The 21,882-nt window shown below is 72.7% G+C and carries 20 protein-coding genes; 7 read left to right on the top strand and 13 right to left on the bottom strand.

What is annotated here, in order from left to right:
• The first annotated feature begins 48 nt into the window (after positions 1-48).
• Entirely contained in the window at positions 49-567 is a 519-nt protein-coding gene (locus ACQP09_RS32585; RefSeq protein WP_433406223.1) for a GNAT family N-acetyltransferase, read from the top strand.
• Between the two features lie 9 nt (positions 568-576).
• On the opposite strand, the gene ACQP09_RS32580 is transcribed toward ACQP09_RS32585, so the two are convergent.
• The 10 genes from ACQP09_RS32580 to ACQP09_RS32535 all read right to left on the bottom strand — a co-directional run bounded on the left by ACQP09_RS32580 (position 577) and on the right by ACQP09_RS32535 (position 11,891).
• On the bottom strand, positions 577-1,251 hold the full coding sequence (locus ACQP09_RS32580; protein WP_433406222.1) for an ABC transporter ATP-binding protein: 675 nt from the start codon (positions 1,249-1,251) through the stop codon (positions 577-579).
• Positions 1,244-2,179, bottom strand: a complete 936-nt coding sequence (locus ACQP09_RS32575) for an ABC transporter ATP-binding protein (protein WP_433406838.1) — start codon at positions 2,177-2,179, stop codon at positions 1,244-1,246. Before ACQP09_RS32575 ends, ACQP09_RS32580 begins: the two co-directional genes overlap by 8 nt.
• Positions 2,180-2,244: 65 nt before the next feature.
• Positions 2,245-3,105, bottom strand: a complete 861-nt coding sequence (locus tag ACQP09_RS32570) for an ABC transporter permease (protein WP_433406221.1) — start codon at positions 3,103-3,105, stop codon at positions 2,245-2,247.
• Positions 3,098-4,063 carry an ABC transporter permease gene (locus ACQP09_RS32565; RefSeq protein WP_433406220.1) on the bottom strand — a complete coding sequence of 322 codons (966 nt, stop codon included), beginning with the start codon at positions 4,061-4,063 and terminating at the stop codon, positions 3,098-3,100. The genes ACQP09_RS32570 and ACQP09_RS32565 overlap by 8 nt, the downstream gene beginning before the upstream one ends.
• A 23-nt stretch (positions 4,064-4,086) precedes the next feature.
• Complete coding sequence (locus ACQP09_RS32560) at positions 4,087-5,703, bottom strand: ABC transporter substrate-binding protein (protein WP_433406218.1); 1,617 nt, start codon at positions 5,701-5,703, stop codon at positions 4,087-4,089.
• 122 nt (positions 5,704-5,825) lie between these two features.
• The gene (locus ACQP09_RS32555; protein WP_433406216.1) at positions 5,826-6,932 is read right to left on the bottom strand and encodes an acyltransferase domain-containing protein; all 1,107 of its coding nucleotides are present in this window, start codon (positions 6,930-6,932) and stop codon (positions 5,826-5,828) included.
• Positions 6,929-8,770, bottom strand: a complete 1,842-nt coding sequence (locus ACQP09_RS32550; RefSeq protein ID WP_433406214.1) for a glycoside hydrolase — start codon at positions 8,768-8,770, stop codon at positions 6,929-6,931. The genes ACQP09_RS32555 and ACQP09_RS32550 overlap by 4 nt, the downstream gene beginning before the upstream one ends.
• Positions 8,771-8,853: 83 nt before the next feature.
• The gene (locus ACQP09_RS32545) at positions 8,854-9,759 is read right to left on the bottom strand and encodes a polysaccharide lyase (protein ID WP_433406212.1); all 906 of its coding nucleotides are present in this window, start codon (positions 9,757-9,759) and stop codon (positions 8,854-8,856) included.
• 36 nt (positions 9,760-9,795) lie between these two features.
• A complete protein-coding gene (locus tag ACQP09_RS32540; protein ID WP_433406210.1) occupies positions 9,796-10,857 on the bottom strand; it encodes a dihydrodipicolinate synthase family protein in 1,062 nt (353 codons plus the stop codon).
• The gene (locus tag ACQP09_RS32535) at positions 10,857-11,891 is read right to left on the bottom strand and encodes an NAD-dependent epimerase/dehydratase family protein (RefSeq protein ID WP_433406208.1); all 1,035 of its coding nucleotides are present in this window, start codon (positions 11,889-11,891) and stop codon (positions 10,857-10,859) included. Before ACQP09_RS32535 ends, ACQP09_RS32540 begins: the two co-directional genes overlap by 1 nt.
• Before the next feature lie 121 nt (positions 11,892-12,012).
• On the opposite strand from ACQP09_RS32535, the gene ACQP09_RS32530 reads away from it, so the two are divergent.
• From ACQP09_RS32530 to ACQP09_RS32505, 6 genes are all read left to right on the top strand, one after another.
• Positions 12,013-13,143 carry a GntR family transcriptional regulator gene (locus ACQP09_RS32530; protein WP_433406206.1) on the top strand — a complete coding sequence of 377 codons (1,131 nt, stop codon included), beginning with the start codon at positions 12,013-12,015 and terminating at the stop codon, positions 13,141-13,143.
• 130 nt (positions 13,144-13,273) lie between these two features.
• Positions 13,274-14,296, top strand: a complete 1,023-nt coding sequence (locus ACQP09_RS32525) for a Gfo/Idh/MocA family protein (RefSeq protein ID WP_433406204.1) — start codon at positions 13,274-13,276, stop codon at positions 14,294-14,296.
• Positions 14,293-15,066, top strand: coding sequence for a sugar phosphate isomerase/epimerase family protein (locus ACQP09_RS32520; protein ID WP_433406202.1), 774 nt, complete (start codon positions 14,293-14,295; stop codon positions 15,064-15,066). Before ACQP09_RS32525 ends, ACQP09_RS32520 begins: the two co-directional genes overlap by 4 nt.
• Positions 15,067-15,257: 191 nt before the next feature.
• A complete protein-coding gene (locus ACQP09_RS32515) occupies positions 15,258-16,568 on the top strand; it encodes an ABC transporter substrate-binding protein (protein ID WP_433406200.1) in 1,311 nt (436 codons plus the stop codon).
• A complete protein-coding gene (locus ACQP09_RS32510) occupies positions 16,565-17,527 on the top strand; it encodes a carbohydrate ABC transporter permease (RefSeq protein ID WP_433406197.1) in 963 nt (320 codons plus the stop codon). The genes ACQP09_RS32515 and ACQP09_RS32510 overlap by 4 nt, the downstream gene beginning before the upstream one ends.
• Positions 17,524-18,450, top strand: a complete 927-nt coding sequence (locus ACQP09_RS32505; protein WP_433406195.1) for a carbohydrate ABC transporter permease — start codon at positions 17,524-17,526, stop codon at positions 18,448-18,450. The genes ACQP09_RS32510 and ACQP09_RS32505 overlap by 4 nt, the downstream gene beginning before the upstream one ends.
• 36 nt (positions 18,451-18,486) lie before the next feature.
• Here the strand turns inward: ACQP09_RS32505 and ACQP09_RS32500 are convergent, their stop codons facing one another.
• Genes ACQP09_RS32500 through ACQP09_RS32490 form a run of 3 tightly spaced genes read right to left on the bottom strand, consistent with a single transcriptional unit; the run spans position 18,487 to position 21,793 of the window.
• On the bottom strand, positions 18,487-19,632 hold the full coding sequence (locus tag ACQP09_RS32500; protein ID WP_433406192.1) for an acyl-CoA dehydrogenase family protein: 1,146 nt from the start codon (positions 19,630-19,632) through the stop codon (positions 18,487-18,489).
• The gene (locus ACQP09_RS32495; RefSeq protein WP_433406189.1) at positions 19,629-20,819 is read right to left on the bottom strand and encodes an acyl-CoA dehydrogenase family protein; all 1,191 of its coding nucleotides are present in this window, start codon (positions 20,817-20,819) and stop codon (positions 19,629-19,631) included. The genes ACQP09_RS32500 and ACQP09_RS32495 overlap by 4 nt, the downstream gene beginning before the upstream one ends.
• Positions 20,816-21,793, bottom strand: a complete 978-nt coding sequence (locus ACQP09_RS32490) for an NADPH:quinone oxidoreductase family protein (protein WP_433406186.1) — start codon at positions 21,791-21,793, stop codon at positions 20,816-20,818. Before ACQP09_RS32490 ends, ACQP09_RS32495 begins: the two co-directional genes overlap by 4 nt.
• Positions 21,794-21,882 lie beyond the last annotated feature (89 nt).

The raw sequence follows: 21,882 nt of genomic DNA, 5'->3' as shown, positions 1-21,882 counted from the left end.
TCAAGCCTTCCCGACACGGAACCACATCCGCCGGGGAGGCTTTTTTTCATGCCTCACCACTCACACGTACGCGTACGGCTCGCCACAGCCGACGACCGTCCCCTCATGGACCACCTCTGGCTGATGTTCCGCCACGACATGTCCGAGTTCAGCTCCGTGACGCCCGGTCCGGACGGGACGTTCCGCACCGACCGGCTGGAAGCGGCCTTCACCGACGCCGACCGGGTGCCCTATCTGGTGACGGCCGACGGGCGTCCGGTCGGCCTCGCCTTCGTGCGGGGTCTGGCCGGGCCGGTCCGGATCCTGAACAGCTTCTTCGTCGTACGGGGAGCACGCGGCGCGGGCGTCGGACTGCGGGCCGTCCGGGACGTCCTCGCCCGTCATCCCGGCCCGTGGGAGATCGCCTTCCAGGACGCCAACGCCCCGGCCGTACGCTTCTGGCGCCGCGTCGCCCGCGAGGTGGCCGGTGACACCTGGACCGAGGAGCACCGGCCGGTGCCGGGCCGGCCGGAGCTGCCGCCGGACGCGTGGATCGCGTTCCACGTGCCCGCCGCGCGGCCGCACTGACCGCTCCCGTCATCCCACCGGTACGCGCTCCACGCTCCGCTCGCCCCACCGGACCGTCCGGTCGCACCAGCGTTCCAGCAGGACCCGGTCGTGGCCGACGGCCAGCAGGGCGGCTCCGGACTCCGCCCGGTAGGCCTCCACCACGGCGACCAGCGCGGCCGTCGTCGAGGCGTCCAGCATCGCGGTCATCTCGTCGCAGATCAGCAGCCCCGGCCGCAGCACCAGCGCCCGGGCCAGGCAGGCGCGCTGCAGCTGGCCGTCGCTCACCGCGTGCGGGCGGCGCTCCAGCAGTTCGGCGGAGAGGCCGACCAGCGGGGCCAGCTCCGCCACCCGCTCCGGGACCTCGCGGCGGCGGCCGGTGGACCGGAGGGGCTGGGCGATGAGTTCGCGGAGGCTGAGGCGGGGGTCGGCGGAGAGGCGGGGCTGCTGGAAGACGACGCCCACGGCCGTGCGCTGCTCCTGCGGGGCGCGGTGGCGCCAGCCGCGTACGACCGTGCCGTCCAGGGTCATGGTTCCGGCGTCCGGGCGGTGCAGGAGGGCCGCGACCTTCGCCAGGGTGGACTTGCCGCAGCCGCTGGGGCCGAGGAGTCCGACCGCCTCGCCGTGCCCGACGCTCAGGGAGACATCGCGGACGACGGGGTCGCGGCGGTCGTACCCGGCGGTGATACGGGTCAGCTCAAGCATCGGCGGCCTCCTTCACGAGGGAGTGGGCGCGGCCGGTCAGCCCGTGGTGGCAGGCGAGTCGGCCGTCGAAGGCCGGGCGCTCGGCGGTGCAGCGGGCGTCCGCGCGGGCGCAACGGGCGGCGAAGGCGCAGCCGTCCGGGAGCGCGCCGAGTTCGGGCGGCAGGCCGGGGATCGGGGCGAAGTCGCGTTCGGGCAGGGCGTCGAGCAGGCCCTTGGCGTACGGGTGGCGGGGCCCGGGTGCGCCGAAGAACGGTCCGGCGTCGGAGATCTCGACGATCCGGCCCGCGTACATCACCGCGACCCGGTCCGCGATCCGCTCGGCGGCCGCGAGGTCATGGGTGATGATCAGCAGCGCCCGGCCCTCGTCGGCGTGGCGGCGCAGTTCGTCCACGGTCCGCTCCACCAGGTCCCGGTCCAGTCCGGTGGTGGGCTCGTCCGCCAGCAGCAGCGGGGCGTCGCCGATCAGGGCGAGGGCGGTGGCGGCGCGCTGGGCGAGGCCGCCGGAGAGTTCGTGCGGGTAGCGGTCGAGATGGTCGGCCGGGAACGAGGCGCGGGCGGCCGCCTTCCCCGCCGCCTCCCGGACAGCCGCCGCCCCGCGCAGCCCGGAGAGCTCCCGCAGGGTCTCCTCCAGCTGGGCGCGGACGGTGCGCACGGGTGTGAGGTGGGCGGCGGGGCTCTGCGGTACGAGGCCGATGCGCCGGCCGCGTACCGTACGGGCCAGCGTCCGCTCCCCCGCCGTCAGCAGGTCGATGTCCCCGCCGAGCACCGCGCTCCCCGTGGTCTGCGCGTTGGCCGGGAGGAGGCCGAGCAGGGCGGAGGCGAGGACGGACTTGCCGCAGCCGCTCTCCCCGACCAGCGCCAGGCACTCGCCCGGTGCGACGGAGAACCGGGCGCCGGTGACGGCCGCGATGTCCCGGCCGCCGCGCATCCGGAAGCGTACGGAGAGGTCTCGGACATCGAGGACGGCGGCCGGGTTCGCGGCGTGGTCGGCGGTCACAGCATCAGCTCCGATTTCCGGCGCGGGTTGATCCGGTCCCGCCAGGCTCCGGCGATCCCCGCCAGGGCGAGCGTCGGGATGATCAGGAAGAGACCGGGGAAGAGCGTCGGCCACCAGTCCCCCGCGAGCAGCGAACCGCGCGCGGACTGGACGAGGTTGCCGAGGCTGGCCTGGTGGGCCGGGAGGCCGAGGCCGAGGAAGGAGAGCGCGGACTCGTGCCACATGGCGTGCGGCACCATGAGGACCGCCGCGAGCCCGGCCTGCGGGAGGACGCCGGGCAGCAGGTGGCGGACGATGATCCGGCCCCGGGACGCGCCGCCGGAGACGGCCGCGTCGATGAAGGGGCGCGAGCGCAGCGAGAGCACCTCGGAGCGGACGATCCGGGCGGTGGAGATCCAGTGGGTGAGGGCCACCGAGACGATCACCGGCCAGACGCCGGGCCGGAACATCGCGACGATGAAGATGCCGAGCAGCAGATGCGGAATGGAGGACAGGGTGTCGACGATCCGCATCACGATCCGGTCCGGCCAGCCGCCGAACGCTCCGGCGAGCGCGCCGATCGCCGTGCCGATGACGGTCGCGGTGAGGGCCGCGACCAGGCCGACGAGCAGCGAGACGCGGAGCCCGTAGACACAGCGCAGCAGCAGGTCGCGGCCGACGTCGTCGGTACCGAAGGGGTGGGCCCAGGACGGCGGGTGGAGCTTGTTGGACAGGTCGACGGCCTGCTGGTCGAGCTGGGCCAGCGGCGGCACGATCAGCACGGCGAGCGCGACGGCGACGACGATCGTCGCGGAGGTGGCGACCCGGATACGGCGGGTGGTGCGGCCCGGCAGCGGGGCGAGTGCGGTCTCAGCCATCGAAGGCCACCCGGGGGTCGGCGAGTCCGTAGAGCAGGTCGGAGAGCAGGTTGCCGAGCAGGACGGCGGCGGTGGCGAGCACCGTGAGCGCGGCGAGCAGCGAGAAGTCCACCGAGGTGGCGGCCTCCACGGTGGCGGCGGCGATGCCGGGCCAGCTGAAGACGGTCTCGATGAGGAGCGCGCCGGTGATGAGTTCGGGGACGCGGGAGCCGATCAGGGTGAGCATCGGGAGCATCCCGGAGCGCAGGCCGTGGCCGAGGAGCACCGTGCGCTCGCTCAGTCCGCGGGCGCGCGCCCCGCGCACGGGGTCTTCCGCGAGTGCGTCCATGACCCCTTGGCGTACGTAGAGGAAGAACCACGGCAGCTGGGAGATCCCGAGCACGGCCGCCGGCAGGACGAGGTGCGAGGCGACCTGGCCGAAGGTGACCACATCGCTGCCCGCGTCGGTGAGGCCGCCGGCCGGGAGGAGGTCCAGCTTCAGCGCGAAGAGCCAGATCGCGAGGAGGCCGAGCCAGAAGGCGGGTGCGGCTTCCAGGGTGTACGCGGCGGAGCTGACGCCCCGGTCGAGCCAGCCGCCCGGCCTGCGCGCGGCGAGGACGCCGAGTGCGGTGCCGAGCAGGATGGCGATGACGAAGGCGGAGGTGGCGAGCAGCGCGGACCAGCCCATGCGTTCGACGATCACGTCGGTGACCGGCTGGCGCATCACGCTGGAGACGCCGAGGTCGCCCTGGAGCGCGGAGGTCAGCCAGTCCCACCAGCGGCTGACGAGGGGCTGGTCGGCGCCGAGGTTGGCCCGGAGCTGGTCCAGGTTCTCCTGCGAGGCGGTGAGGCCGGCGGTGCCCGCGTACGCCTTGACGGGGTCGAAGGGGGACGCGGCGGCGACGGCGAAGACGCCGAAGGTGACGGTGAGGAGGACCGGGACGGCGAACAGGGCCCGCCGTCCCGTCATCCGTGCCATCGGCCCCCAGGGGAGGCGCGGCTTCACTTCTTCGTGTCTCCCGTGCTTTCGGGCTTCCACTTCTCGACGTTCCACCAGGGGCCGGAGGCCAGGCCGTGGTCGTGCGGCTCGACCTGGGTGGTGAGGGGGCCGAAGCGGTCGTCGACGACGTAGAGGTGGTCGATGTGGGTGAGGAAGGTGTAGCCCGGGTTCTTCACCAGCTCGCGCTGGACGGTGTCGTAGGCCTTCTTCCGCTCGGCCTTGTCCCCGCTCCTGCGTCCGGCTTCGATCGCCGCGTCGACGGCCTTGTTGTCGTACCAGGCCATGTTGTTGAAGCCGTCGCCCGCGAGGGACGACTTCAGCAGGGTGTACTGGTCGAAGTCGGGGTCGGCGGGCGAGCCGCCGCCGGCGAGGACGGCGTCGTTCTTCATCCGGGGCTCGATGACCTCCCAGGTCCCGGCCTCGGTGCGGATGTCGATGCCGGCCTTCTTGGCGTCGGAGGCGTAGGCGAGGGCGTGCTCCTGGCGGAGCTTGTCGCCGCTGAGGTACCAGAGCGGGAAGGTGGCGCGCACGCCGTCCTTGACCCGGACGCCGTCCTTGCCGGGCTTCCAGCCGGCCTCGTCCAGGATCTTCTTCGCGGCGGCGACGTCGTGGGTGCGCTCGGTGCCCTTGGTGAACCACTCGCTGTCGGTGGGGACCGGCCCGTAGGCGGGCTTGCCGCTGCCGTTGAGGATGGCGTCGACCATGGTCTGCCGGTCGACCGCGACGTCGAGGGCGCGGCGCACGGCGGTGTCACCGGCGACCTTGTTGTTGGTGGGCAGCGTCACCGTGCGGTAGTCGTAGCTGTTCGCGGCGTACGTCTTCTTGCCCTTGTCGTCCGCGAAGCCCTTGGCGAGGTTGGGCGGCAGGATCGCGCCGTCCAGGTCGCCGGAGCGCAGCCGGGTGGCGCGTACGTCGTCGTCCTTGATGATCGCCATGGTGAACTTCTTCACCTCGGGTTCGCCGCCCCAGTAATGGGGGTTGGCGGTGAAGCTGAGCTTCTCGCCCTTGGACCAGTTGGTGAGGACGTACGGTCCGGTGCCGATCGGCTTGGTGGTGAAGGCGCCGGTGTTGACGTCCTGCTTGCCCGCGATGTGCTCGGGGGCGATGGGCAGGACGGTGCGCTGGGCGAACGGGGCGTAGGGGTACTTCAGCGTGAAGACGACGGTGTCCTCGCCCTGGGCCGTGACGTCCTTGACGGCGTCCAGCTCGGTGCGGGAGGGGTTGTTGGTCTTCGCGTCCAGGATGGTCCGGTAGGTGAAGACGACGTCCTTGGCGCCGAACGGCTTGCCGTCGCTGAACTTCACGCCCTGGCGCAGCTTGTACGTGTACGTCAGCCCGTCCTCGCTGACCTCGGGCAGTGCGGCGGCGAGGGCCGGCTGGAGCTTCAGCTCCTCGTCCAGGGCGAGCAGCCCGTCGAAGATCTTGGAGTTGCCGTCCTTGCCGTAGCCGAGCAGCGGGCTCAGGCTGTCGGGCTCGTAGGCGATGCCGACGACGGCCGAGGTGGCCCCGGACCCGGAGCCGCTCTTGGGGCTGTCCGGGTTGGAGCAGGCTGCGGCGGTCAGGGACAGTGCGGTCACCAGTGTGGCGGCGACCGCCCCCCGTATCGATCGGGCCGTCATACTCTGCACATCCCTGTTCAAGATCGACTGTTTTTGCGAACGGTATGCAATTAAACAGGATGTAAAAGGCCCTGGTACACCCCGCCCGGACAGTCGATCCACCCGCGGTGCCGTGATTCGGCTCAGGCTCTGCGCCCCGTCCTCCTGTCCGGCACCGGGGTCCAGCCGTGCGTCATCCGCCAGTGGCCACCCGCCCGCAGGTGGCCGACGGCGGCGCGGTGCAGGGTCGTCTCCTGCGGCAGGCGGTCGAGGTCGGCCCGGCCGGGCGGCACGTGGAAGACGAACTCCAGCACGTCGTCGTCACCGGCGGGCAGCGCCCCGAAGGGCTGGAACCGCCGCTGGAACGCCAGGATGTTGGAGCTCTCCGGGAGGTGGTCGGCCCACTGCCGGTCCAGGAGCCAGGAGCTGCACGTGGCGTGCCGGAAGCGGGTCTCGGGGAAGTGCCGGTCGTGGAAGGGCCCCGCGGCGGCGAACGACGCGTCGCATCCGGCGCGGGACAGCGGACCGTCCTCGGGGATGTGGACCTGGAGGACCGGATCTCCGTGGGCGGGCCCGCCGGCCGCCTCGGCGTCGCCGCCGCAGCCTTCCGCGTCGAGGATTCCGCGTTCGAACTGGAGGCGGCCGAGCCGGTGCAGCGTCCCGCGGAAGTGCCGGACCATCCACCGCTGCCGGTCGAAGCCGCCGATGCCGTGCGCGAGCCGGTAGCTCCTGAGCTTGGCGCCGAGGTCGGCGAAGGTGGCGGCCACCACGTCGTCGGGAATGCCGAGGACGCGCTGCCGCTCCAGGGCCGCCGGGAGGGCCAGGACGAGGAGGTGCACGTAGAAGTACCGTCCGGCCTCGCCGAGTCCGGCGGGTGCGTCGGGCCATGCGGGCGGGGCGGTGGGGGTCCCCGGGCCGTCGGCGAAGAGGCGCTGGTGGCAGCGGACCAACGCCTCCCAGGCAGCGGGGTCCTCCGCCGCCGCGGTCAGGCCCTCGTACACCGGCTTCCGGTCCTGCCCGGGGACGGCGAGCAGCTCCAGCCGCCGGGCCAGGTCGGCGGAGGACGGGAGTACGGGGTCGGGGACGGGTGCGGCGGGCTGGTCCCGCAGGAGGTCGAGCCACCGCCGTCCCGCCGCCGGGTCCCCGTCCCGGGGCGCGCCGTCGCCGAGGGTTTCCGCGGCGGTGTCCGCCCCGGCGCTCACCGGGCTCCCGCCGGGTGTGTGCGTCACGCCGCCGCTCGCCCCGCTCACGCGTGGGCCGCCTTCAGCAACTGGTGGCGCAGCCGGTCCAGTTCACCGATGCTGTCCTCCAGACCGCCCGGACGCGACCGGAGGAGCCAGCAGGCGCGCTGCTCGGTGAGCAGCGGTTCGATCCGGCGCAGCAGGCGGCGGGCGGTCGGTCCGTCGATGGCGTCGGCACCGGCGACCGCGGCCTCCGCTCCCGTCCCGGTGGCAGCACCGGCAGAGGCGGCGGCACGTGCGCGCAGCACGTCCAGGGCGAACTCCGCGAGGTTGATCGCGTGCTGGAGTTCGCGCCGTACGGTATCCCCGTCGGCGGCGGCCGGAGCGGCGGCGGCGAGGTCGTCCCGGCAGGCGGCGAGGGTGGCGGCGACCCGGTCCAGGGCTTCGGGCGGCGGGCTGGACGGGAGCGGGACGGCGGGATCCGGGAAGAGCGCTCGGGCGATCGGCGAGGCGTTGAGCAGCAGGACCTCCAGGTCGCGGTGGACACGGCCGAGGCGCATCAGGACGTCCCCGGTCAGCCGCGCCTCGTCCAGCAGGACGTGCTCGTCCAGTACGGCGGCGACGCCGAGGTCCCGGTTGGCCTCCAGGCACCAGCTCACCGCGCCGCCGTAGACCACGGGCCCGTAGGCCACCGACGGCGGGTCCCAGTGGCCGTGGTCGCCCCAGGAGGTGAGGAGGAATCCCTCGGCCCCGTTCTCCCGGCCGGTCTCGGCCGCGTCGATCATGTTGTCCACGGCGTTGTCGATCCGGCCGATCAGGGAGTTCCAGTTGCTCGCGCCGGGGGCGACCCAGAACGGCACACCGGCGTCGGAGAGCAGCTTGCCGCGTGAGCGGAACCCTTCGGCCAGGTTGTCCAGGTCCGCGCCGAGACGTTGCCAGGTACGGGCTTCCGGGGTGTTGCCGTCGATCACCTCCGACAGCAGCCGGGGGCCGTCGTACTGCCAGACCACCGGCACGGCTCCGGGCGGTACGCGGTCCATCAGTTCGGGATGGCCGGCGAAGACGTCGGCCCAGAACTGGACGGTGTGGCCGGACGTGAGCCAGGGGTCCATGAGGCGGGTGAGGAAGTCGAAGTAGACCTCTCCGGTGCCCTGTCGGGCCACCCGGTCCGCCGAGCGGCCCCGGCCGAGCTCGAAGGGTTCGTCCGCGCCGATGTTGAGGCGCGTGGAGCGGACTTCGCGGGCGACCTCCGCGACCAGGGCGGTGGCGAAGGCCGCGTTGTCGTCGGTGGGCTCCAGGGTGCTGGGCGGCCGGTGGGAGCCGCCGCGCTCGAACCCTTCGGGGCTCTCGGCGCGGTGGGCGTGGCGCGGGTGGCGAAGGAAGCGTTCCATGTGGCCGAAGGTGTTCTGGTTGGCGACCAGTTCGATGCCCGCGGCGGCGCACCGCCCGTCCAGCCATCGCAGGTCGTCGGCGGTGAGCGGGGAGGCGTCCTGCCACACCTCCTGGTGGTCCCGGAAGGCGAAGGTGTGTTCCGTGTACAGCTCCAGCTGGGTGTAGCGGGCGAGGGCGAGGAGCTCGATCCAGCGGGCCAGCGTGCGGCGGGTGGGGACCCGGTCGCGGCTGATGTCGAGGAGGAACCCGCGGACCGGGAAGTCCGGGTGGTCGCCGATGGCGTAGCCGGTGCCGGTGTAGTCCTGTCCGGCGCGGAGCTGGTCGAGGGTGTGCAGGGCGTAGCGGAGGCCGAGGGCGTCGCGGTGGTCGATGGAGACGCCGTCGGGGCCGGTGCGCAGGCGGTAGCCCTGGACCGGGAGGCCAGGGTCGACGTGCGTACGGACGGGGGCGTCGAGGGGAGCGCCGCCCGGGGTCGTCGTCAGGGTGCGCGGGGCGGGGAACGGGATGACGGGCACGGCGGGGCTCCGGAAGGGGTGCGGGGTGGGCGGGTGCGCCGGGCGGCGTGGTGTGTGGCCGCTGCCGCCCGACGCTGTTCGGCTCAGCGGCAGGAGCTGAGTTCGCAGATGTCCCTGCGGTCGGTGGAGACCTTGATGTCGTCGTACCAGATGTAGCTGTTGTCGTTGTTCGGGGCGAAGGACGGGGTGGCTCCGCCCGCGAAGCTGGAGAAGTACGCCCGGTCGACCTGGTCGTTGTTGGTGACGAAGCGCAGGCCGGTCACCTTGGCGGCGGACCTGCCGTTGTAGAAGACCTCGATCTCGCCGTCCGCGTTGGCGTTGCCGTTGCTGACGGTGTTGACCTTGACGCGCTGGGCGACGTTCACCCACTGGTTCTTGGGCCAGTGGATGTCCGCGCCGTTGTTCTTGAGGACGGCGTAGTCGCCGTACTGTCCGGCGTGGCCCATGTGGTAGTAGTACACCGCCGCCTGGCCGTTGTTCTGGCGCCAGATCATGCGGGAGCTGAACCCGTTCTTGCCGTCGCAGACCTGGCCGCCGGAGCAGGAGGCGCCGCCCGCCAGTCCGAGGCCGACCTTGCCGGCGTACTCGGTGGTGCCCCAGCTGAAGTCGCCGCTGAACTTCACCCAGAACGACAGGTAGTACTCGCGCGCCTTGGTGAGGGTGAAGGGGGCCTGCGCCCCCGAGTTCTCGGGGCCGATCTTGCCCTTGGGGTAGTGGATGCGCAGGGACTTGGAGCCGCCGTGGGCGGGGGTCGTGTTGTCGATCCGGGCCCGGCTCTCCATGCCCTGCTGCCAGGGCGCGTTCCAGCCGTCGGCGGCCCACTGGCTGAGCGGGTAGGAGTTCCCGGCGGCGGGCCGTTCGAAGGTGTTGACCTTGTAGGTGGGGGCGGCGGCCGGTGACGCGCTTCCGGCGGCCGCCTGCGGGGTCAGGACGGCGGCGGGGACGAGCAGTGCGGTGGCGGTGGCCAGGAGCAGGGTCTTCTTCTTCATCGTTCCTCTTCCCTGTGGGGTGGGTGCGGGGTGATGTCAGGCGAGCCGGCGCGGCAGTAGGCCGGCGATGAACGCGTCCTCCTCGGTGAGCCAGGGGTAGGTGGTGTGCACGCGGTCGATCTCCTGCGCCTGTCCGGGCGAGAGGCCTTCCGCGGGATCGAGGCACCAGATGCCGGAGAGCAGGCCCTGGCGGCGGAGCACTCCATGGACGCCCGCGATGACTCCGGCGAAGCCGCCGCGTACGTCGTAGACGGCGGCGTTGGCGTCGGTGTCCCCGGCGAGCCGGGCCAGCGCCCGCTGCCGGGCCGTGTCGTCCCCGGCGTCGGCCGCGTGGACGTCGGCGAGCAGCCGGACGGCGGAGCGGGTCCACACCGCCCAGTGGCCGAGCAGTCCGCCGACGAAGCGGCGGACGGCCGGGCCGGTGGGGGTGGTCACGTGGTACGGGGTGAGGAGGTCGGCGACGATGTTGTCGTCGTTGCCCGTGTAGAGGGCCACCTCATGGCCGCGGCCGGAGTCGGCGACGCCCTGGACGAGTTCCAGCGTGCGGTACCGGTCGAAGGGAGCGGCCTTCACGGCGACGGTGGACTCCTGGTCGGCCAGCGCACGCCAGTAGGGGCGCGGCAGTGCGCGGCCGCCGACCGCTTCCTGGAGGTAGAAGCCGATGACCGGGAGGATCTCGCCGACGACGGCGCTGCGGTCCAGCAGGTCGTCGGTGGTGGCGTGCGGGAGGCCGGCGGGCGAGACGAGGACGGCGTCGTAGCCCAGTTCGCGGGCGGTGGCGGCTTCCTCGACGGCCTGGCGGACCGGTCCGGCGACTCCGGCTATGCGCAGGAAGGGGCGTTCGGCGGCGACGGCCGCGCTCTCCTCGGCGGCGAGTTCGAGGACCGGGCGGAACAGTCCGTGCTCGCGGATGGCGAACTGGGTGGTGTGCACGCCCACGGCGACTCCGCCCGCGCCGGCCTCCGTGTAGTAGCGGGTCAGGGCGCGCTGGCGCCGTTCGTCGAGGGTCCGGTCGGCGGTGAGGGCCAGCGGGTGGGCGGGGATCACGGTGCCCCGGTGCAGCAGTGCGGCGGTCCCGGCCGCCAGGGTGGCGGCCATCAGAACTGCCCGTCCCGTCGTTCGAACTTGGTCGGCTTGTACCAGAGTTGGCCGCCCTCGGTGATCCATCGAGCCTGGAGGTCGATGAGTTGGCCGAGCGTGCGGTCCGGATAGCCGAAGAGCGTGTGGCAGAGCGTGGCGTCGGCGAGGAGGCTGGTGGCGGGCTCCTGCCCGGTGAACTCCGTTACGGTGCCGAGTCGTTCGGCGAGCCGTGTGGCGATCCCCCGCATTCCGGCCGTCTCGGGTCCGGTCAGGTTGAGGAGGAACGGCTCGGGCGCGGCGGCGTGCGGGGCGCTGCGCAGGACGACCTCGTTGGCGTACCGCTGCCAGACGACGTTGACCGCGCCGGCGCCGAGATCGACCGGCTCCCCGGCGAGCAAGGTACGGGCCAGGTCGGCGAGGACGCCGTAGCGGGGTTCGACCGCGTAGTTCAGGCGGATCAGGGCGACGGGGGTGCCGCCGGCACGGGCGGCGTGGGTGAAGACCTGTTCGCGGCCACGGCAGGTGATGGCGTAGTCCCCGGTGGGCCGGGGCGCATCGCCCTCGCGTGATCCGCCGGTCACCGGGGCCGTCATCCCGTAGACGTTGCCGGTGGACAGGGCGACGATGCGGGCACCCCGGTAGCGCCGGGCCACGAAGGCGGGGAGCACCGTGTTGGTCATCCACGCCTGTTCCGGGGCGGCGGCGGTCCCGAACTTCGCGCCGACGAGGTGGATCACGACGGCCGCGTCCGGGAGGGCGTCCAGGGCCGCCGGGTCGGCGAGGTCCGCGACGGCCGTCCGCACGCCGTGTCCTTCAAGGGCGGCCCTGGCCGACGCGTCCGTCCAGCGCGACACGGCCAGGACGCCGGTCTCCTGCCGGCCCGCAGCGTCCAGTGCCCGGCGGGCCATCGCGGCGATACCGGACCCGGTCTTGCCGCCGGCCCCCAGGACCACCACGTCTCCCGGCCAGTCGGCGGCCTCGGCCACCAGGGCCTGGCCGGGACGGCCGAGCTCCTGCTCCAGCTCCGCGACGCCGTACCGGAGTTCCCTCATGAATTCTCCCACCCAATTCATTCCTTTAAAAGGAATGAATTTCTGCATTTCTTGACGCTGGGGTTACGAAATCACCGGCAAGTGGTTGACGCAAGAGGAGGATTGATGCAATCTCCCCAGCATGAAATCGGCAGAGGAGAGGGATTCATTCCTTCGAGGCCCCAAATACCTGCAAGTCGCGGAGCGTCTGCGCGGAGAGATCGCCGACGGTGCGTGGGCGCCGGGTACGCAGCTGCCCGTCGAGAAGGAGCTGGCCGGCACGCTCGAGGTCAGCGTGAACACCTTGCGCCGGGCGGTCAGCGAGCTGGTGGACGAGGGCATCGTGCAGCGTCGGCAGGGGGCGGGGACGTTCGTCTCACCGCCTGGCGAGGCGGTGGCCGGGGAGGGTGAACAGCCGCGTAGCAGACGGCTCGTGGGGGTCCTCGTGCCCTCCACCACGTACTACTATCCGCGGGTCGTCGACGGCATCCAGCGGGTGTTGCGGGACGCCGGTGTCGGCGTGCTGCTGGCCTCGTCCAAGTACGACCCCGCCCTCGAACGCGAAGAGGTGCGGGCGATGGTCGACAGCGGTGTGCAGGGCCTGCTGCTGGTGCCCAATCTGCATCTGCTGGAGGACCCGCAGGCCCACGTGGACGCGCTGCACCGGCTCCCGGTGCCTCATGTCCTGGTGGAGAGGTTCCCGCCCGCCCCGGCGCCGGACGACCCCACCACCTACGTCACCACCGACCACCCGGGCGGCGTCTGCCTGGCCGTACGGCACCTCCGCTCGCTCGGCCATCGCCGGATCGGGCACCTGGGACGGTTGCGTACCGGCACGGCGGACATCGTGGCGCGGGGGTTCGACGAGGCCGCCGAGCTGCTCGGGGTCGAGGTGGTGGACGGCTCGGTGGCCCGGCAGGACCACTGGACCGAGGAGGGCATCACGGCGTACGTACGGCACTGCGCGGAGGCCGGGATCACAGCGGTGTTCTGCCACGGCGACCGGGACGCCGCGGCCCTGGTGGTGGCGGCACGGCGGCACGGCCTGTCCGTTCCGGACGCGTTCGCCGTCGTCGCGTACGACGACGAGGTGGCGGAGGTCGGCGACGTCCCGCTGACCGCCGTCTCGCCGCCCAAGGAGGAGGTTGGTGCGCTCGCCGCCCAACTCCTCCTGAGCCGGATGGAGTCCGGCCCCGGGGCGGTCTCCCACCGCGTCCGCATCCAGCCCCGGCTGATCGTCCGCGCCTCCTGCGGCGCGGCACCCGACGGCTGACCCGGCCCACGGCCACCCGTCGGCGGAGCCGGCCGCGCGAAGCCCGCCCCTTCCGTTCCCCTCCCTCCGCTCTCCCCCTCCCCCCGCTCTCCCCTTCCTCCTTCCTCATCCAGCGACCTCAGGAGAACCCATGCCCCCCGAACCGTCCACCGGCCGGTTCCGTATCGGCGTACTCGGCGCAGGCGGCGTCGGCGCGGCCCATGTGCACGCCGCCGCCGGTGCCGCGGAGTACGAGATAGCGGCGATCTGCGACACGCACCGCCCCACGGCCCAGGCGCTCGCCGGCCCGGCGGCGATCCCCGTCTACAGCGACCACCGGACGATGTTCGCCGAAGCCGCCCTGGACGCCGTGGTGGTCGCCGCCCCGCACGCCCTGCACGCGCCGATGACCGTCGAGGCCGCGCGCGCCGGACTGCACGTGCTGGTGGAGAAGCCGATGGCCACCACCGCCGAGGACTGCGCGCTGATGGAACGGGCGTGCGCGGAGGCCGGCACCCTGCTGGCGGTCGCCCATGTCATCCACTTCCACCCGGTGGTGCGCGAGGCCCGCTCGCTCATCGCCTCCGGCCGCTACGGTGAGCCGCTGCTCATCACCCACCGGCGTTCCTCGCACTACGAACCCGGCTCCCGGCCGCCCTGGTTCTTCGACCGGGCGGTGGCCGGCGGCGGGATCGTCCTCAACGTCGGCACCCACGGTCTCGACCGCATCCAGCTGTTCGCCGACTCCACCGTGCGCCGCGTCAGCGGTGTGGTGCGCGGCCGGCCCGGACTGGAGGTGGAGACCGACGCGCTGGCCCTGGTCGAACTCGACAACGGCATCAACGCCAGCGTCGCGCTCACCAGCAGGGGCATGCCGTACGTCGACGAGACCGAGGTCGTCCTCGACGAGGCGACGCTCCGGATCTCCGCCACCGAAGGGCTGTTCGTCCTGCGGGACGGGCAGGCCACCTGCCTCCTCAAGGCCGAACCCGGCCATCAGCAGCAGGCCTTCCGGGACCAGTTGGACGGCTTCGTGGCCGCGGCGCGCGGGGGCGCCGGCGCGTACGTCGACGGGGCGTACGGACGCGGTGTCGTCGCCGCCGCGCTCGCGGTGTACGCCTCCGCCGAGCTGGGGCAGCGGGTCGATGTGGCCGCCGAGCGGGTGGCTCCGTGAACCGGCGCGCGTTCAGCACCCTGGGCTGTCCCGGCGCGAGCGTGGACGAGGTCGTGGCGCTCGCCCGCACCAGCCGCTGCGAGGGCATCGAACTACGATGCGCGGAAGGCCAGTTGGTGTACCCGGGCATGCCCGCGGCAGAGGCCGGGCGGCTCGCCGCCGCACTGCGCGAGGCGGGACTGGCCGTACCTGCCCTCGCCTCGTACGTCCAGGTCGCCGCCGACGACTCCGGCGTCGTCGAGCGGCTGGCCGGGCACATGGACCTCGCGGCCCGGCTCGGCGCCGCACAGGTGCGGGTCTTCGGCGGCGGCGACCTGGCGGACGGGCGGCGGGAGCGGGCCGTACGCCATCTGGCCCGTGCCGCGCCGATCGCCGAGGCGGCCGGGGTCGGCCTGGCGCTGGAGACCCACGACACGTTCCTGACCGGTGCCGAGGTGGCGGCAGTTCTGGAGGCCGTCGGTTCGCCCGCCGTCGGTGCGGTGTGGGACGCGGTCAATCCGTGGCGGGCCGGCGAGAGCCCGGAGCGCACCGCCGAACTGCTGGGCCCCTGGCTCCGCCACGTACAGGTCAAGGACGTCGCCTCACCGACGGACCTGCGTCCAGTGGTGCCGGGCCACGGCGTGCTGCCGCTCCCCGCCGTCCTGGAACAGCTCGGGCGCCTCGGATACCGGGGCTGGATCAGCCTGGAGTGGGAGCGCGCCTGGTACCCGGACGCGGCTCCGCTCGCCGAGGCGCTGCCCGCGTTCCACGGCGTCCTCGACGCCCGCTGATCCCGACGCCCGCTGATCTCGACGCCGGCTGGTCTCGACGCCCGCTGACTTCGACGCCGGCTGATCTCGACGCCGATTCCATCCCACCCGGCTGCCCCGGCGCCGGCTTCCTTCTCCCCTCCCTCCCCCGAAATGAGGCCCCCTCATGCACCACCGCTGTCCCACCACCACGCGCATACCGGCCGCCCGCCATGGCTAGGCCGGGCATCACCAGACGCCGAGCCCTCTCGGCCGGGCTGTGGACCGCCCTGGCCGGCGTCACCGCCACCGCGTGCGCCGACGACGTGGGGAGCGACGCCGACGGGCCGCTGACCCTGTGGTCGGCGCTGCGCGGCACGGACGCCCTGGTCGCCGCCTGGAACGATCTGCACCCCGAGGAGCCCGTCGACTTCTCGCCGATGACCTCCGGGCTGGCCGGCGGCAACGCCAAACTGTCGAACGCCGCGCGCGCCGGGAACGCACCGGACATCGTGACGCTCGTCGACGCCGACCTGCCGTCCTTCGCCATCGACGGCGTCTGCGCGGACCTCACCGATCTCGTCACCCCCCGGCTGCGCGAGCGGCTCGGGCCGCAGGCATGGACCAACGGGGTGCTGGGCGGGCGGACGTACGGCATTCCGGTGGACCTCGGCCCGATGCTGTTCGCCTACCGCGCGGACATCCTCACCCGGCATCGCATCGAACCGCCCGGGACCTGGGAGGAGTTCGGCGACGCGGCCGGCCGGCTGAAGCAGGACGCCGACATCGATCTGACGACCTTCCACCCCAACGCGTACAACGTGCTGGCCGGGCACACCATGCAGAGCGGCGGGCAGTGGTTCGCCATCGAGGACGACACCTGGGTGCTGGACTTCCTCGGCGGGCCCACCCGGCGCGTGGCGGAGTTCTGGCAGGGCCTGGTCGAAGAAAGGCGGCTGATGTTCGCTCCGGGCTCCAGCCAGCAGTGGCTGTCCGCCCTGGCCCGGGGGCAGGTTGCCTCGCACATGGTCGGACCGTGGGGGCTCGCGGCCCTCGTGCGGTCCGTGCCCGGCACCTCCGGACGCTGGCGGGTGGCCCCCCTCCCCCGGTGGGACGGCGGCGAGGACGTGGTGGGGACGGACGGCGTCTCCGTGCACGCCATCACGGCGGGCAGCCGCAAGAAGCGGCGCGCGATGCGGTTCCTGGAGTGGATGACCACCTCGCCGGAGGCCATCACCGCGCGGCTCTCCGGCGGCAGGTCCAGCATCCTGCCCGCCGACGCGGGCCTGGTGGCGAACGCCTCCCGCGAGTTCGACACGGCGTTCTTCGGCGGCCAGGACGTCTACCGGCTCGTTGCCGACCAGGCGCGGCTGCTGCGCACCGGCTGGACCTGGGGGCCGCGTATGCAGGCCACCGCTACCTCGCTGCACCAGGGGCTGGCCCGGCTGGAGTACGGCACGACCATCACCGAGGCGCTCCGCACCGCCCAGTCCGAGACGCTGCCGGACATGCGCAGCCTGGGCCTTTCCGTGAGGCAGGCATGACGACCACCACCGCATCTCCCCATGTCCCCGCCCCGTCCTCCCGCCGGGCACGCCGTCCGCAGCGGTTGGCCGTCGGCGCCCTGCTCGGGCCGTTCGGCGTCCTGCTGTTCGGCGTCTTCGTGGTCCCGACGCTGTACGCGGTGTACCTGAGCTTCTTCTCGACCTCGCACAGCGGGCTGGGCTTCGGCACGGCACAGACGTCGTTCGCGGGTCTGCGCAACTATGCCGCCGTCCTCTCCGACCCGAGCTTCGTCCGGGGCGTGGGCGTCACGCTCGTGTACGCGCTGGTGTTCATCCCGCTGGTCCTGGTGGGCGCGCTGGCGCTGGCGCTGCTGTTCGACTCGGGGCTGATCCGGGCGCGGCAGCTCACCCAGACCCTGCTGTTCGTCCCGCACGCGGTGCCGGGCATCATCGCCACGGTCATCTGGCTCTACCTCTACACACCGGGCATCTCCCCCGTGCTGGACGCGCTCCAGGGGGTCGACATCACGATCGACTTCCTCGGCCTGTCCATGATCATTCCATCGCTGGTGAACATCGCCCTGTGGAGCGGCCTCGGCTACACGGCCGTGATCTTCTTCGCCGCGCTCAAGGCCATCCCCCGCGAACTGATCGAAGCCGCGGCGGTGGACGGCGCGGGACCGGTCCGCACGGCACTGACCATCAAGGTGCCGCTGGTACGGGCCACGCTGTCGACGGTGGCCATCTTCACCACCATCGGCGCGCTCCAGCTCTTCACCGAGCCGATGCTGCTGGCGAAGGCGACCCCGCTGATCAGCCCGCGCTACACGCCCAACATGTATATCTTCGACGCCGCGTTCACCCGCAACAACTACGGGCTGGCCTCCGCCGCGTCCGTGCTTCTGCTGATCGTCTGCTGCGCGCTGTCCTTCGCCGTGACCCGCGGCTCCACACGACGGACGACACGAGTCACCTCATCGAGAAAGGCTCGCCCGTGAGTACGCCGCTCCGCACGATCCCGTCGGCGCCGAACGCGCCGGCCGCCCCCGCACCCGCCGCCCCCGGCACTCCACGCCCGGTGCGGAAGGGCCGTTGGTACGGCAGGACGGCGGCCAACCTCGTCGTCGGCCTCAGCGCGCTCTACGCGCTGCTGCCACTGCTGTGGCTGCTCGCCGCCTCCACGGTCGACTCGGAGGCGCTGTTCGCCTCGGACTTCTTCTCCCTGTCGAACTTCGCGCTGTTCGACAACATCGGGACACTCCTGGCCCAGGACGACGGCGCGTATCTGCGCTGGTACGGCAACAGCCTGCTGTACGCCGTCGGCGGCGCGGCCGTCGGCGCACTGATCAGCACGGCGGCGGGCTATGTCTTCGACAAGTTCGAGTTCGCCGGGAAGCGCGCGCTGTTCGCGCTGATCCTGGTCTCCGTGATGGTCCCCGCCACGGTCCTGGCGCTGCCGATGTATCTGCTCGCCTCCGACCTCGGACTGGCCAACACCGTGTGGTCGGTGCTGATCCCGGTCCTGTTCAATCCCTTCGGTGTGTATCTGGCACGGATGTTCTCCGCCTCGTACGTCCCCGACGAGGTGCTGGAGGCGGCGCGGATGGACGGGGCGAACGAACTGCGCGGCTTCTTCTCGGTCGGTCTGCGCATGATCGCCCCGGGCTATGTGACGATCTTCCTCTTCCAGCTCACGGCCATCTGGAACAACTTCTTCCTCCCGCTGGTCATGCTCTCGGACGAGTCGCTGTACCCGCTCAGCCTGGGGCTCTACAGCTGGAACGCCGCCGCGCCCATCAACCCGGACTACTACCCCCTGATGGTGATCGGTTCGCTGCTGGCGCTGCTGCCGCTGGTGATCGCGTTCCTGCTGCTCCAGCGGTACTGGCGGTCCGGTCTCACAGCGGGCAGCGTGAAGTAGCCGCCGGAGAGCGGACCGCTGCCCGCGACCGGCCTTCTAGGGCGCCGGCAGCTCCGCCAGTTCCGCGACCGCCTCGCGGTGACGGCCCGCCGAGCCGTACGCGATCGAGTCCGCCTTGGCGCGCTTCAGATACAGGTGCGCCGGGTGTTCCCAGGTCATCCCGATCCCGCCGTGGAGCTGGACGCACTCCTCGGCGGCGTGGACCGCGACGCCGGAGCAGTACGCCTGGGCCACCGCGACCGCGAGCGGGGCGTCGGGGCTGCCGATGGCCAGCGCGTCGGCGGCGTTGCGGGCGGCGGCGCGGGCCGAGACGACCTCCAGCCAGAGCTGCGCCATGCGGTGCTTGAGCGACTGGAAGGAGCCCACGGGCCGGTTGAACTGGTGGCGTTCGCGGGTGTACCGGACGGTCTCGGTGAGGCACCATTCGGCGATCCCGAGCTGCTCGGAGGCGAGCAGTCCGGCCCCGGCGAGCAGGCCGCGCCGTACGGCGGTGGTGCTGGCGTCCGCGTCGGCGAGCAGGGTCCCGGTGGCGCCGGACAGGGTGAGGGTGGCGAGCGGACGGGTCAGGTCCAGCGGTACGAGAGGTTCCACCACCACTCCGGGGGCCGTCGCCTCGACCGCGTACAGGCCTTCGGCGGTCGGCACCAGGAGGACGTCGGCCACGGCCGCGTCGGCGACTCCGCGGACCGTGCCGTCGAGCGAGGTGAGGGCCGCCCGCGCACCGGCGGGCGGGGTGGCGAAGGGCACGGCGAGCACCGCCGTACGCGCACCGGAGGCCAGCTCGGCCAGGAGTGCGGCGGCCGGTCCGTCCTCCCCGTCGGCCAGCGCGAGTAGCGTCTCCGTGGCCACGACGGAGCTGGTCAGGTACGGGGCCGGGGCCACGCTGCGGCCCAGCTCCTCCAGGACCACAGCGGCCTCCCGGTGGGACGCGCCCTGGCCGCCGAGCTTCTCCGGTACGAGGAGTCCGGCGGCGCCGATGCCGGTGGCAAGCGCCTCCCAGAGGCGGAGGTCGTACGGCGTGTCGGACTCGGTCGCCGCGATCACCGTCGGCGCGTCGGCCCGGTCGGCCAGTAGCGCGCCGACGGCGGAGCGCAGGTCGTCCTCGTCCTGGGAGTAGAGGAGGTCGGGGGTGGCGGGGTACTGCCCCGGGGCGACGGCAGGGGGCTGGGTGGGTGCGGTCATCGGCTCAGGTCCTTCCAGGCGACGTCCTTGTCGTTGCGGGGCTCGGCGGGCAGGCCGAGGACGCGCTCGGCCACGATGTTCAGCAGGACCTCGCTGGTGCCGCCCTCGATCGAGTTGCCCTTGGAGCGGAGGTAGCGGTAGCCGGCGTCGCGGCCGGTGAAGTCGACCAGCTCCGGGCGGACCATGGTCCAGTCGCCGTACAACAGGCCCTCGTCGCCGAGGAGTTCGACCTCCAGGCCGCTGATCTCCTGGTTGAGGCGGGCGAAGGCGAGCTTCATGCCCGAACCCTCGGGGCCCGGCTGTCCGGCGACGAGCTGCTGGCGCAGCCGCTCCCCGGTGAGCCGGGCCACCTCGGCCTCGACCCAGAGCGTCAGGAGGCGTTGGTGGGTGTCGTGGGTGCGGAGGTCGGGGCGGTCGCGCCAGGTCTGTGAGACCGGGCCGATCATGCCGCCCTCGCGCGGGATGCGGGAGCCCCCGATGGAGACGCGCTCGTTCATCAGCGTGGTCTGGGCGACCTTCCAGCCCTCGCCGACCGGGCCGAGGCGGTGGCTGTCGGGGATGCGGACGCCGGAGAGGAAGACCTCGTTGAACTCGGCCTCCCCGGTGATCTGGCGCAGCGGCCGCACGTCGACGCCCGGGTCGGTCATGTCGCAGATGAAGTAGCTGATGCCCCGGTGCTTGGGGAGGTCCGGGTCGGTGCGGGCGATGAGGATCGCCCAGCGGGCCAGGTGGGCGCTGGACGTCCAGACCTTCTGTCCTTCGACCACCCAGTCGTCGCCGTCGCGGACGGCGCGGGTGGCGAGCGCCGCGAGGTCGGAGCCGGCGCCGGGCTCGCTGAAGAGCTGGCACCAGACCTCCTCCCCCACCCACAGCGGGCGCAGGAAGCGCTGCTTCTGCTCGTCGGTGCCGAAGCCGAGGATGGTGGGCGCGGCCATGCCGAGGCCGATGCCGATGCGGCGCGGGTCGTTGTCCGGCGCGTCGGCGGCGGTGAGTTCGGCGTCGACCACCTGCTGGAGGGAGCGTGGCGCGTCGAGCCCGCCGAGGCCCACCGGGTAGTGGACCCAGGCGAGGCCCGCGTCGAACCGGGCCTTCAGGAAGTCGGTGCGGTCGGTGGTGGCGGGCGGGTGCGCGGCGAGCAGCTCGCGGGTGCGGCGGCGGACCTCGGTGGCGTCGACGGCGGGGGTCATCGGGCGCCTCCGGCCACTCCTGCGGGCAGGACGACGATCCGGCCGGTGCTGGTGCCGTCGGCGACGCGCTGGACGGCTTCGGCAGCTCCGGGCATCCCGACACGCTCGCTGACCAGGGGTTTCACGATGCCCTGCGCGGCCAGCTTGGTCAGCTCGTCGTGGCAGGCGCGGACGGCGGCCGGGTCCTTGGCGTTGTAGAGACCCCAGTGCAGCCCGACGATCGAGTAGTTCTTCACCAGGGCATGGTTGAGCGCCGGGGTCGGGATGCTCCCGCTGGCGAAGCCGACGACGAGGACGCGGCCCTCGAAGGCGATGCACTTGACGGACTTGGCGTACGCCTCGCCGCCGACCGGGTCGTAGACGACGTCCGCGCCACGCCCGCCGGTGGCTTCCTTCACGGCGGCGTCGATGTCCTCGCTGCGCCGGTCGATGACCAGGTCGCAGCCGAGCTCGCGGGCGACGGCCGCCTTCTCCGGTCCGCCGACGACGCCGATGACCGTGGCGCCCGCGGCCTTGCCGAGCTGGACGGCCGCGCTGCCGACCCCGCCCGCCGCCGCGTGGACCAGGAGGGTCTCCCCGGCCTGGAGGTTCGCGCGGCGGTGCAGGCCGAACCAGCCGGTCTGGTAGCCGATGTGGAGGGCGGCCGCTTCGGCGTCGTCCAGGGCGTCGGGCGCGGGCAGCAGGGCCGCCTCGTCCGCGACGACGTACTCGGCGAAACCGCCGTACGGCAGGGCGGGGGTGGCGAGGACGCGCCGGCCGTCCTCCGTCGTACCGCACACCTCGACGCCCGGCGTGAACGGCAGCGGCGGCCGCACCTGGTACTGGCCCCGGCAGAGCAGGGCGTCGGGGAAGTTGACGTTCGCCGCGGCGACCCGGACGAGCGCCTGCCCGTCACCGGGCGTGGGCCGGTCCGTCTCCTCCAGGCTCATCACCTCGCCCGGCTCGCCGTTCCGGTGCACTCGCCATGCCTGCATGAGGGGCCTCCACAACACTGTCGGCATCAACCGCTGCCGCTGTCGGCATTTCCACTGCTCGCGTAACCACTGCTCCGGCGCATACTAAG

The sequence above is a fragment of the Streptomyces sp. CA-146814 genome, assembly GCF_050942385.1.
In the GTDB taxonomy this organism is placed as follows: Bacteria; Actinomycetota; Actinomycetes; order Streptomycetales; family Streptomycetaceae; genus Streptomyces.
The sequence above is the reverse complement of the archived record's forward strand: the minus strand, read 5'-3'. Positions and strand labels throughout refer to the sequence as shown.

Bases quoted from the DNA above. Each gene is read 5' to 3' on its own strand.
- ACQP09_RS32585 (WP_433406223.1), top strand. From the start codon at position 49: ATGCCTCACCACTCACACGTACGCGTACGGCTCGCCACAGCCGACGAC.
- ACQP09_RS32580 (WP_433406222.1), bottom strand. From the start codon at position 1,251: ATGCTTGAGCTGACCCGTATCACCGCCGGGTACGACCGCCGCGACCCC.
- ACQP09_RS32575 (WP_433406838.1), bottom strand. From the start codon at position 2,179: ATGCGCGGCGGCCGGGACATCGCGGCCGTCACCGGCGCCCGGTTCTCC.
- ACQP09_RS32570 (WP_433406221.1), bottom strand. From the start codon at position 3,105: ATGGCTGAGACCGCACTCGCCCCGCTGCCGGGCCGCACCACCCGCCGT.
- ACQP09_RS32565 (WP_433406220.1), bottom strand. From the start codon at position 4,063: ATGGCACGGATGACGGGACGGCGGGCCCTGTTCGCCGTCCCGGTCCTC.
- ACQP09_RS32560 (WP_433406218.1), bottom strand. From the start codon at position 5,703: ATGACGGCCCGATCGATACGGGGGGCGGTCGCCGCCACACTGGTGACC.
- ACQP09_RS32545 (WP_433406212.1), bottom strand. From the start codon at position 9,759: ATGAAGAAGAAGACCCTGCTCCTGGCCACCGCCACCGCACTGCTCGTC.
- ACQP09_RS32540 (WP_433406210.1), bottom strand. From the start codon at position 10,857: ATGGCCGCCACCCTGGCGGCCGGGACCGCCGCACTGCTGCACCGGGGC.
- ACQP09_RS32535 (WP_433406208.1), bottom strand. From the start codon at position 11,891: ATGAGGGAACTCCGGTACGGCGTCGCGGAGCTGGAGCAGGAGCTCGGC.
- ACQP09_RS32530 (WP_433406206.1), top strand. From the start codon at position 12,013: ATGAAATCGGCAGAGGAGAGGGATTCATTCCTTCGAGGCCCCAAATAC.
- ACQP09_RS32525 (WP_433406204.1), top strand. From the start codon at position 13,274: ATGCCCCCCGAACCGTCCACCGGCCGGTTCCGTATCGGCGTACTCGGC.
- ACQP09_RS32515 (WP_433406200.1), top strand. From the start codon at position 15,258: ATGGCTAGGCCGGGCATCACCAGACGCCGAGCCCTCTCGGCCGGGCTG.
- ACQP09_RS32510 (WP_433406197.1), top strand. From the start codon at position 16,565: ATGACGACCACCACCGCATCTCCCCATGTCCCCGCCCCGTCCTCCCGC.
- ACQP09_RS32500 (WP_433406192.1), bottom strand. From the start codon at position 19,632: ATGACCGCACCCACCCAGCCCCCTGCCGTCGCCCCGGGGCAGTACCCC.
- ACQP09_RS32495 (WP_433406189.1), bottom strand. From the start codon at position 20,819: ATGACCCCCGCCGTCGACGCCACCGAGGTCCGCCGCCGCACCCGCGAG.
- ACQP09_RS32490 (WP_433406186.1), bottom strand. From the start codon at position 21,793: ATGCAGGCATGGCGAGTGCACCGGAACGGCGAGCCGGGCGAGGTGATG.